This is a genomic window from Enhygromyxa salina, assembly GCF_002994635.1.
Classification (GTDB): Bacteria; Myxococcota_A; Polyangia; order Nannocystales; family Nannocystaceae; genus Plesiocystis; species Plesiocystis salina_B.
The window spans coordinates 62,038-71,695 of record NZ_PVNL01000019.1; the positions used below are offsets into that span (position 1 = coordinate 62,038).

Below are 9,658 nucleotides of genomic sequence, written 5' to 3' on the forward strand. Positions count from 1 at the left end.
GTTGCGCCTGTTGTCGCCAAGGTGCCGCTCGACGGGTTGAGCGGTGTTGGTGCGTGAGCAGTCGAGCTTTTGTGAAGCGGTGAATCTCGATCGAGATCCATCGAGTGGACGAAGTCGCGCTCGCTCGACCGACGCGCGAGTCTCCGTCACGCCCATGTAGGGGCGAGGTGGTCCCTCGATCAGGGGGTGAGCGCGAGGTCGGGCGCCTTGGTCAGGCGCAGGACGCCCGGGAGCGGGGGTGTCGATGTGCACGGGACGGCCAGGACGTAGCGGATTTCGAGGCCCGCCTCAATGCGGTGGATCTCGGCGCGGGAGACCGCGACGGCGGCCGTCGTCGGGTCCGCGACAGGGGCGGACGACTCGGGACGGCACGCGCCGAGCGTCGCGGCCGCACAGCCCGCCATCATGGAGGCGTTTCGTATCGTTCGTTTCGCGAGCATCGGCCGAACGATACCCGGGCGGGCTCGTACACTGCTATCTCCCGAACCACCGGCACCTGCGGTTCCCTGAGCGCGGGTCGCCCGCGGTGCACGGGACGGAGGCTCAATGCCATGTCGTCGCCCGAGTCTAGCTAGATTTTTCCGCACGTCGTGCGACCCATGGACACAGGAAATGTGTTCAGAGCCCCCTCCCAGGGGGCCACACATGCGCCTGCGAACAAACAGCCCCGAGGAGCGAAGCGACCAGACGCGCCAGCGGCTGCAGTCGGCGAAGTCTAAGGTCCATGTGGGGGTCATTTACTAGCTAGACTCGGGCTCGAGGAGGCTCGACGTCGTCGTCGTCGTCGTCGTCGTCGTCGTCCCCATCCTCGTTCGCGTCCTCATCCCAGCCTACCACCAAGCCCTCGGCGGTGACCTTGCCCTTGCGCACGAGCTCCTCGTCGGCGCCGAGCCGCTCCCTGGGGTGGTGAATCACGTCCATCACCACGCCTCCGCACAGCGGACAGACCCGATCGGCCTCACGGAGCGCGCTGCCGCACTTCGGCTCCGAGCAGCGCCGATCCGTGAACAGACTCCCGACCGCCAGCCCGAGCACCGCCAGCCCGATCGCGACAGGCGCGACGATCTGCATGGGCACATCGACGCCGAAATTCCCCCGGCTGAGCAGACCGCCGATCATGAGCACCGGGAACCCGAGCAGCTTGGCCATGCGCAGCGCCCCGCTGCGCTCGATCCGAAACACCGGCTTGCCGCGGTTCGCCCCGCGGATCCCAAGATCGATGTCGCGGCGCGGCTCGTCGTCAGCGTGGTCGTGTTCGCTGACTTCGTCGTCGTCTCGCTCGTCGAGATCTTCGCTGTCGAACACCCCCGACCCCGAGGTCAGCTGCTCGGGACTGGCGCTGCGGCGGGGATCCTCGAGCGGCCCGGTCAGCGCCTCGAGGTCGTGCGGCGCCGGCCACTGAGCGGGCTGCGGCAGGCCCAGGCGCGCGCGCACGGTCGGTTGCTGCTGCGTCAGCCAGGCCTGGGCCTCGCGCACGAACCCCGCTTGATTGGGCTGTTGTTTGGCGAGCAGTCGACGACGCGTGCGGCGGTCGATGCCGCGGGCCTCGAGCTGCATGGCCAGCAAGAAGCTCATGTCCTGGACCGACAGGGCCCCGAGCCGAGATTCGGCCCGGGTCGTGCGGAAGCCCCCGTCGTTCCTGGCGTAGAAGCGCTGGCACGCGTCGGTGGTCAGCAGGCCAAACCCCAGCACCACGCCGGTCACGTCGATCAGCCGCTGGTTGTCCGGGGACTCGACGCCAGCGATCACCCGGTGGGCATGGGCGACGGCGCGGGCCAGCGCGGGGACCAGGTTCTCGGGCTCGCGCAGCGCGCTGAGCTCACAGGCGAAGTGCAGGACCTCGGCGTCGCGGCGCACGAACCACGCGACCGGATCCTTGCCCCGCATCGGCGCTGGCTTGGCGATGACCTCGCCCCGGCGCGCGGGGTCTTCCTCGTGGATCACGACGACGACGTCGTGCTGCGGATGGCCCGCGTAGCGAAGCAAGCGCAGCAGCAGCCGGCGCACGCTGGCCTCGCCGCCCGCCCAGCGGTCGGGGAAGTACGCGGGCGTCGCTTCTAGCAAGGGCGCGCGCAGGTAGGCGCTGACGTGGCGAGGGTGCGCGAGCAGCTTGGCGGTCTGGCCGATCAACCACTCCCGCTCCCCGGGCGGGGGCAGCGTGACGTCCTTCGGATCCGTCTGCGCGCCAAGCATGCCGCTGCATATCACAAACCCCCTGAGAAGCTGACCTCAGACAGCGGCGCGTAGATCGATCCAGGCGGCCTCGTTGGGGGGGCCGTGGCAGACGTGGATCGTGCCCGACTGCGGCTCCATGACCACGGCGCCGTTGCTGCTGATCCCGTCGAAGCCGCCGCGCGAGATGCCGAGTTGTTCGCTCTCGCGATCGGCCAGCCAGCGCTTGGCGCTGTCGAGATCGGCGCGGCCGCGGTCAGCCTGGATCAACGCCTCGAGCCGGCGCTGGCGCGCGTGCGAGGAGGTCGACGGGGTGTCGCTCTCGATCGCCTGGTGGGCCGGGACCAGACAATGATTGGTGTGCACGTAGGCGCCGCTCGTGACCGGCGTGGCGTCGACGTGGGTGGGTGTGCACTCGAGCGCGAGCCCGCGGCCAGCGGCGTCGGCGACGAAGTAAAAGTGCGCGCCAGCTCGCGGCGCGGAGCTGATGGCGAGCGCGGCGTCCTCGAGGGTCGCGGCCGCGAGCGCCCTGTGGATCATGCTCAGATAGGTGACCCCCGGGCGCGCGTCGGTGGTTCGAATGTTGGTCGTTCCGACCGCGATCCCGGCCTCGTTGAGACCGATCAGCGACAGACACCCGTCGGTCGTCAGGGTCCACGTCTGCGGGCCGTGGGCGGGCCGGCGATGCACGGCGATCACGTGCGGCATGTTGTCGGTCGCAAGGTCCCAGGTCTGACCGCACAGCGACTTGTGGCTGCGCGTGACGTCGCCCGCGAGCATGAACGACGAGCACCCCCCGAGCGACTCGAGGTCGCCGCCCCACGCCAAGATGTCGCGGAGGTCGGTCAGACCGTTCATCGCAAGCACCTTGTCGAGCGACAGGTCAGCCCCGCGGGCGATCCCCTCGAGCTCCGCGAACCCGTCTGGATCGTAGGCCCGAGTCGGCTCCATGCACGCGCGCGCGATCTTCAGCACCGCGTCCTCGCCCACGTCGCGGCCCCCGTGGAGCTTTGCCTGGGCGACCGCGTTGCGCAGCCGAGCGGCGTAGAGCAGCGGGATCTCGGCCCGGCACCGCTGGCCAAAGGCCTCGCCGATCTCGCCTGGGGAACCGCTGAAGCTCAGGATGCGCACGTGGGCATGGTACTGCGAGCGACCGGCACGGCAAGCGCAGCCCGGCTCGCCAGCGGCAGCGAGAACCGACCCTGCGGCCAGCGAATCCGCCCGGTTGCGGGATTGCGCCACCAGCGGCACCAGCCTGGTATGGTGCCCGCCATGGCGGCTTTCCCGTGTCCATACTGTGCTCGAGAGGTGGACGCCGAGGCCGAGGGAGGTCCGCGCGATCTGTGCTCGAGCTGCGGCGGCCACCTCCTGATCGCGTATCGCTATCGCCTGGTCGCGCTTCGCGGCGCGATCTCGGGCGGCGTGCTGTACGAGGCGGTCGACGACGGCTTCGGAGAGAAGGTCGCCGTGGTGTTCGTGGAGGATCCCGAGGACAGCAGCTCGGTCGATCGCTTCGTCGAGGGCAACCGCTTGTTCGCCGAGCTCGGCGGCCGCGGCCTGGTCAAGCTGCGTGCGGTCGGCTCCCGCAGTGATCGCCGGCCCTACGTGGTCATGGACTGGATCGCGCAGGGCACCCTCGAGGCCGTGGTCGGAAGCCGGGGTCCGCTCGACGAGGCGCTGATGTTCGAGGTGGGCCGGGATCTGCTCACGGGCTTGAGCAAGGCGCACCGCTCCATGCCCGCGCTCGTGCACGGCCACGTGCACCCCGGCAAGATCGGATTTTTGACCCGGGACCAAGTCGTCTTGTTTGGCTTCGAGTGGGCCCAGCAGGTGACCGATGGCCCCCGCAAGCTCGCCGATGGCTTCGAAACCGAGGACACGCCCGACGACGGCCCGCACCGCGACACTGATCTGCACCAGCTCGGTCGCACGCTCTACTACGCAGCGACGGGCGAGTGGATCGCCGATCGGGGCATCGCTCAACAGCGCATGCGGGTGCGTGAGCGACTGACCGGCGCGATCGGCAAGGCGATCGACCGAATGCTCGGCGCCGGCGCAGATGGCTACACGTCGGCCGTCGACGCGGTCACGGACTTCGACGGGTTGATGCGCGGCCGCAGCGGCTGGCGGCCAACGGTCGAGCACGTTCAGAATCGCAGCGGAGATCTGGCCGGGGCCGCGTGGGTCCAGGACAAGGTCGAGCGCCCGCCGCAGGCGGTGGCCCCCCTCGACTTCGAGGATGCTCTCGAAGAGGTCTACGACGACGACGACGATCAACACCACGAGCAGGTGTTCGCGCCAGCGCCGAGTCGGCCGACGTCGTCACCGCCCCCGCAAGCTCATCACGCCCAGACAGCCCGCGCCGCAGCCTTCGCCGAGGCCGCCCGCAAGCGCGAGCTGCTCGCTCAGATCGCGGCCCAGCAGGCGCCCCAGCAAAACCCTACCAAGGTCGTCGGACTGTTTGTCGCCGCGCTCGTGGTGTTCGGGATGTGCGTCGCTGCGGTCGGGGATGGTGACGACGACTTCAAGTCCGTCGAGGTGCCCAGGGAGCCAGTCGCGGTGCCGCAGTCATACGAGCCCGCCTACGATCCCTACGAGCCCAGCTACGACGAGCCCGCTCCCGCGCAGGTGTACGAGGCGGCATCGCTCAGCGGGTTGCACTACTACACTGGCACGATCACGGGCCCCGAGCAGCTCGCAGGGTTCGCGCTCGGCGATCGCTGTGAGGTCTGGGTCGAGCCGAATGACGGTGGGCTCAACTGTCGCTGGTTCATTGATTGCGGCGAGCCAGCGCGGCGCATCTACGGCGGCGGGACGGCCGGGTACAGCAGCTGCAGCGTCGTGGACGGTCATCCCGTGTTCGCCCAGGACGAGGACGACGACGTGTCCGACGGCGCGTTCGTGGCCACGCTGACCGACGTCGATCCCATGATCATGGTCATGGATCGGTGGCTGGTTCCGCCGACGCAGGTCGTGATCTCGGTCGACGCGGACGGCGGTCCCCACCCGGGGCCGGTCCGCGATGTCCCGCTCGCTCGGCGTTTGAGCGACAGCGCGATCGAGGCCGCGATCGAGTCCGGCGAGAGCCCAGAGTTTGGCAGCGCGGCCGACGGGTTGCCCGACCAGCTGGCGGACGACGAGATCCTCGAGGTGCTCGACGCGACCGTGGGCGACCTACGCCAGTGCGCCGAGCAAGCGGATATCGACCTCTATAACCTCGACGAGCTGAGCTTCGCCGTCGAGATTCGCAAGAACGGCCGGGTCAGCAAGGTCGCGGTCAGCCCCAGCATCACGCGCGGCGTGGATGGCTGCATGTCGAAGGTGATCCGCCGCGCGCGGTTCCCCACCTTCAGCGGCGATTCGATGTCGATCAAGTGGGGCGTCGTGCTGTAGCCGGCCAAGCTTCGGGACACACGGGCGGCCCGCCGGCGGGCCACTGGCCCGCTGGCGGGCCACCTGAAATTCACGCCTCGCCCAACATCATTGGCGAATCGCCGTGGCACGTCGCTTGCCTTGGTGATGCGTCACGATGCCAAGCACACTGCACCAAGGGGTGGTCTCGCTGTTCCGCGATGACCCGAGGCTCGCGTTCGACCTGCTGCGGTCAGTGTTTGGCATCGAGCTGCCTCCACTGACGCAATACATGGATCGCAAGGGGGAGCTCGATCGTCATCTGCCGCTGATCGGTGATACCGGGGAGCTTCGGATGGACCTCGCGCTCTCGGCCGAGCTCGAGCAACCGGAACGTCGCCGTGCTGGGATCGCGGTGATCGTCGAGGTCCAAAAGCGCATCAACTCGACCAAGCGCTGGCGCCTGTGGGTGTACTGGGCGCTGCTCGCCGAGCAACTGAAGCGAAATACGGCGGTTCTCGTGGTCCCGCTATCCAAGTCCGTGGCGCGCTGGTCGCGAGGGCTCGGGCGTTTGGAGATCCCAATGCGTGAAGGTTTGCTGGTTCTCGACCACGAAAACATGCCGCGTATCACCGATCTCGAGCTGGCCCGGCTGCGCCCCGCGTTGGTCGTGCTCTCGGCGGTGCTCCACGCGATCAACGGTGACTACGAGATCGCGCAAATTGCCTGGGATGTGGCTCGGGAGCTCGCGGACGAACGTCGATGGCGCTACGCTGCGATCATCCTCAGCGCCGTACCGCAGCACGAACGTGACCGCATGATCGGAGACCTGACGATGGAAGAACGCCACGAACTCACGGAACTCGAACTCAACAGCATCGCCTATCACGACGGGCGAGACGACGGTAAGCGGGAGGGCAAGCTGGAAGGCAAGTTGGAAGGCATGCTGGAAGGCAAGCGCGAGGTCCTCGCCGAGCTCGTGTTCACAATCCTCGAGCTTCGTGAGCTTCCGGTGGACGCGGCATCCCGGGCCAAGATCCAGGCGTGCAGCGACCCCGACCTGCTGCAGCGTTGGGCCGCACGCGCCAAGCAGGCACGCGAGACCGCGAGCATCTTTGATTGAGCTCTCGCCAGCCGAGACCAAAGACCAGCTACTTCAGCGCTGGCGCTCCGCAGCCGGGCGAGGAGCTCACGCACGAGCCGTAGTCGACCTCGCCGCTGGAGGCGACCGCGGTCTCGGCCGTCCACTCGAGCACGGTTGGCGCGACGTCGAAGGTGCTCGCGCGCTCGACCACCGCCGGATCGAGGTCGCCGCTCGCGACCAGCTCCGCGAGCACCTCGAGCCCGATCGGTCGCAGCCGCACCCGCATGTTCACCCGCGTCGGCGCCGAGTCGAGCGCATAGCTGCGCAACTTCCAGGTTTCGGCGTCACTGCTCGATCCGAACCCCTCGGGGGCCGGCAGCAAATTCGACTCGACGCTGGCAGCCTTCCAAAAGTCGTGGGTCTCGGCGCCGGACGTGTCGAACACCCGGTCGCGCAGCAGCCACAGATCAGCATCGTCGAGCTCGGCGATCGGCTGATCCTCGGTCACGACGCCCGACGAGTAGACGACAGCCTCGGCTCCGTCGCGAGCGACCAGCTCGACCCAGGCCCGGCGATCCGCCCCGGCGCCGCTCGGCCACGAATGCCCGGCGCCTTCGTTGTGCAGCCAGACCGTGAGCTCGGCGCCGGCTCCTTCTTCACGCACGCACAGGCTCGCGCACAGCGAGGTCTTGCGCTGCTCGGCGATCTCCGCGAGCTGCTCCTCGCGCAGGACCGGCCCCAGCTCGGCGTCTGGAAACTCCGAGACCGCCACGTCGACGCCCGCGAACATGTGCGAGTGGCGGGACCGATCCCCGCGCACGCCCGGGTAGTCCGCGATCGCCCCCGTGCTCGTGTTCATGTGGCAGTCGTTGCAGGTCAAGCCATACACGGCAGGCCGCTCGAGGTCATCGGGATCAGGATCGCCGTAGAAGGTTGCCTGCCACTCCGCGAAGGTCCGCTCGATGTGAGCGCCGTCGGGCGTGACGATGTCGTGGCATGACCCGCACATCGCCGACGAGGCCATGCGGTTGCGATCGAACAGCTCGGACTGGCCGACGTCGTGAACGTCGGGCCCCAGCGGGTCGAGCACGTCGCCGCGCATGACCGCGTCCATCGCCAGGCGCAGCGGGTTGTTGTGGGTCCCCTCGACCGCCTCGACCTGATGGCAAAACCAGCAGGTCACCCCCTGGACCTCGCGCGGGAGCGTGTCGAGGTTGAGCCCGTCCTGCGTGAGCCCCAGCTCGACCGCGACTGGAGCGTGACAGCGCACGCAAAAATCCCCGATCTCGCCGTCGGTCTCGCGCTGGGCCTTGGCGTTCATGGCCCGGAACACCGGATCTTCGGCCGCGTACGCGTGCATGCTGCCCAGCCACTCGCGGTGGTGGACGGGGTGGCACTCGGCACAGGTCTCGGGGTCGCGCAGCGCCTCGAGATCGTAGGTGGCCGGCTCGGGCTCGCGCGTGCAGCCGGCCGCAGCAGCGAGGCCGAGCAGGCCGAGCAGGCCGAGCAGACTCGGGAGCGTGGACAGTCGGCGTTCGAGCACCACGGGCCGATACTACACAGCGCGGCTGGGGGTCGGCCACCGTGTCCACCCGCCGTGCGCGCCGGTGACGAGCACCAGGTTGCTCGACCACGCTGGTACGACTATGAACAAAAGGTTCATGGAATCCGGCAAGCCAGCCAATAGAGGTAGAGCCCGCTCGCCGGGTGACGTCTTGGAGACGCCGCTGACCAAGCGGTTCGGGCTGCACTACCCGTTCGTGTCAGCCGGCATGGCGTTTGTGGCGTTGCCCGAGCTGGTGTCGGCGGTCTCCAACGTCGGCGGGCTCGGAGTGCTGGGCGCGACACCCGAGCCCGCCTGCGCGCTGCGAGCCCGCATTCACCAGATCCGCGCGCTCACGCCCAAGCCGTTTGGCGTCGACTTTGTCCATGATGTCGGGGCGATGGGTCCATTTGTCACCGCGGCTCATATCGGCGTCTGCGCAGCCGAGCGGGTCCCCTTGGTGGTGTTTCACCTCAACCTCCCGGACATCCAGTTCGTGATCGACCTGAGCGACGCCGGCATCGAGGTCTGGTTTCAGACCGGGGACGCGAGCCAGGCAGCCCAAGCAATTGCGCTGGGCGTGACGGGGATCGTCGCCCAGGGTGAGGAAGCGGGTGGTCACAACAACAGCGTGGTGCGGTCCGAGGACGCGTTCCGAGCGATCCGTGCGGTCGCCCCGACCAACGTCCTGGTCCTGTGGGCCGGCGGGATCGCCGATGGTCCGACGGCGGCGGCTGCACTGCAGGCGGGAGCCGACGGCGTGTGGGTCGGCACCAGGATGGTCGCGACCCACGAGGCCTACGCCCACTCGACCTACAAGGCCAGGATCCTGGATGTCACGAGCTCGAGCGAGACGACCTTCACGACCATGTTTGGTCCCGAGTATCCGGGCGGGCGGCAACGGGTGCTGTGCAACGATGTCGTCAGGCAATTTGCCGGCCGAGAAGCCACGATCCCCGACTCAGGATCGCCAGCGGCGATCGGCCGGACCGTGTTGTTCCCCGGCGTCGGCGACCTGGCTGTAGCCATGCCCAAGTTCAGCGCGCTCGTACCCATCCCCGATACGATCGGCGACTTCGAACAGATGAACATGCCCGCCGGGGGGATGAGCGCGAAGCGGGTCGATACCGTCGAGCCAGCCGCCGAGGTCGTCGTCAGCATGATGGAGCGCGCTCGCGCGATCCTCGAGGCCGAGCTCGAGACCGACACCAACACCGAGGCGTGACAATCAGCCCGCTGCCCACGGTGAACCAGTCTACGAATGGCGCCTGCAAGCGGGCGAGGAGCCTCGCCCGAGCTGAAAACAGCCCGCTGCCCACGGTGAACCAGTCTACGAATGGCGCCTGCAAGCGGGCGAGGAGCCTCGCCCGAGCTGAAGACAGCCCGCTGCCCACGGTGAACCAGTCTACGAATGGCGCCTGCAAGCGGGCGAGGAGCCTCGCCCGAGCTGAAAACAGCCCGCTGCCCACGGTGAACCAGTCTACGAATGGCGCCTGCAAGCGGGCGAG

7 protein-coding genes are annotated in these 9,658 nt (G+C 68.4%); 3 read left to right on the plus strand and 4 right to left on the minus strand.

All coding sequences use genetic code 11. The features are described 5' to 3' along the window. Positions 1-179: 179 nt before the first annotated feature. From ENSA7_RS03955 to ENSA7_RS03965, 3 genes are all read right to left on the minus strand, one after another. Complete coding sequence (locus ENSA7_RS03955) at positions 180-440, minus strand: hypothetical protein (RefSeq protein ID WP_146157298.1); 261 nt, start codon at positions 438-440, stop codon at positions 180-182. A 304-nt stretch (positions 441-744) separates the two neighbouring features. Next, on the minus strand, positions 745-2,193 hold the full coding sequence (locus tag ENSA7_RS03960; RefSeq protein WP_106087851.1) for a hypothetical protein: 1,449 nt from the start codon (positions 2,191-2,193) through the stop codon (positions 745-747). Between the two features lie 36 nt (positions 2,194-2,229). Next, on the minus strand, positions 2,230-3,303 hold the full coding sequence (locus ENSA7_RS03965; protein WP_106087852.1) for a C45 family autoproteolytic acyltransferase/hydrolase: 1,074 nt from the start codon (positions 3,301-3,303) through the stop codon (positions 2,230-2,232). A gap of 141 nt (positions 3,304-3,444) precedes the next feature. On the opposite strand from ENSA7_RS03965, the gene ENSA7_RS03970 reads away from it, so the two are divergent. Beyond that, complete coding sequence (locus tag ENSA7_RS03970) at positions 3,445-5,565, plus strand: hypothetical protein (RefSeq protein ID WP_146157299.1); 2,121 nt, start codon at positions 3,445-3,447, stop codon at positions 5,563-5,565. 160 nt (positions 5,566-5,725) lie between these two features. Next, on the plus strand, positions 5,726-6,646 hold the full coding sequence (locus ENSA7_RS03975; protein WP_244923707.1) for a Yae1 family protein: 921 nt from the start codon (positions 5,726-5,728) through the stop codon (positions 6,644-6,646). 28 nt (positions 6,647-6,674) lie between these two features. Here the strand turns inward: ENSA7_RS03975 and ENSA7_RS03980 are convergent, their stop codons facing one another. Beyond that, positions 6,675-8,150, minus strand: a complete 1,476-nt coding sequence (locus ENSA7_RS03980; protein WP_181233096.1) for a multiheme c-type cytochrome — start codon at positions 8,148-8,150, stop codon at positions 6,675-6,677. Between the two features lie 172 nt (positions 8,151-8,322). Here ENSA7_RS03980 and ENSA7_RS03985 point away from each other — a divergent pair, with 172 nt between their 5' ends. Then, on the plus strand, positions 8,323-9,375 hold the full coding sequence (locus ENSA7_RS03985; RefSeq protein ID WP_181233097.1) for an NAD(P)H-dependent flavin oxidoreductase: 1,053 nt from the start codon (positions 8,323-8,325) through the stop codon (positions 9,373-9,375). Positions 9,376-9,658 lie beyond the last annotated feature (283 nt).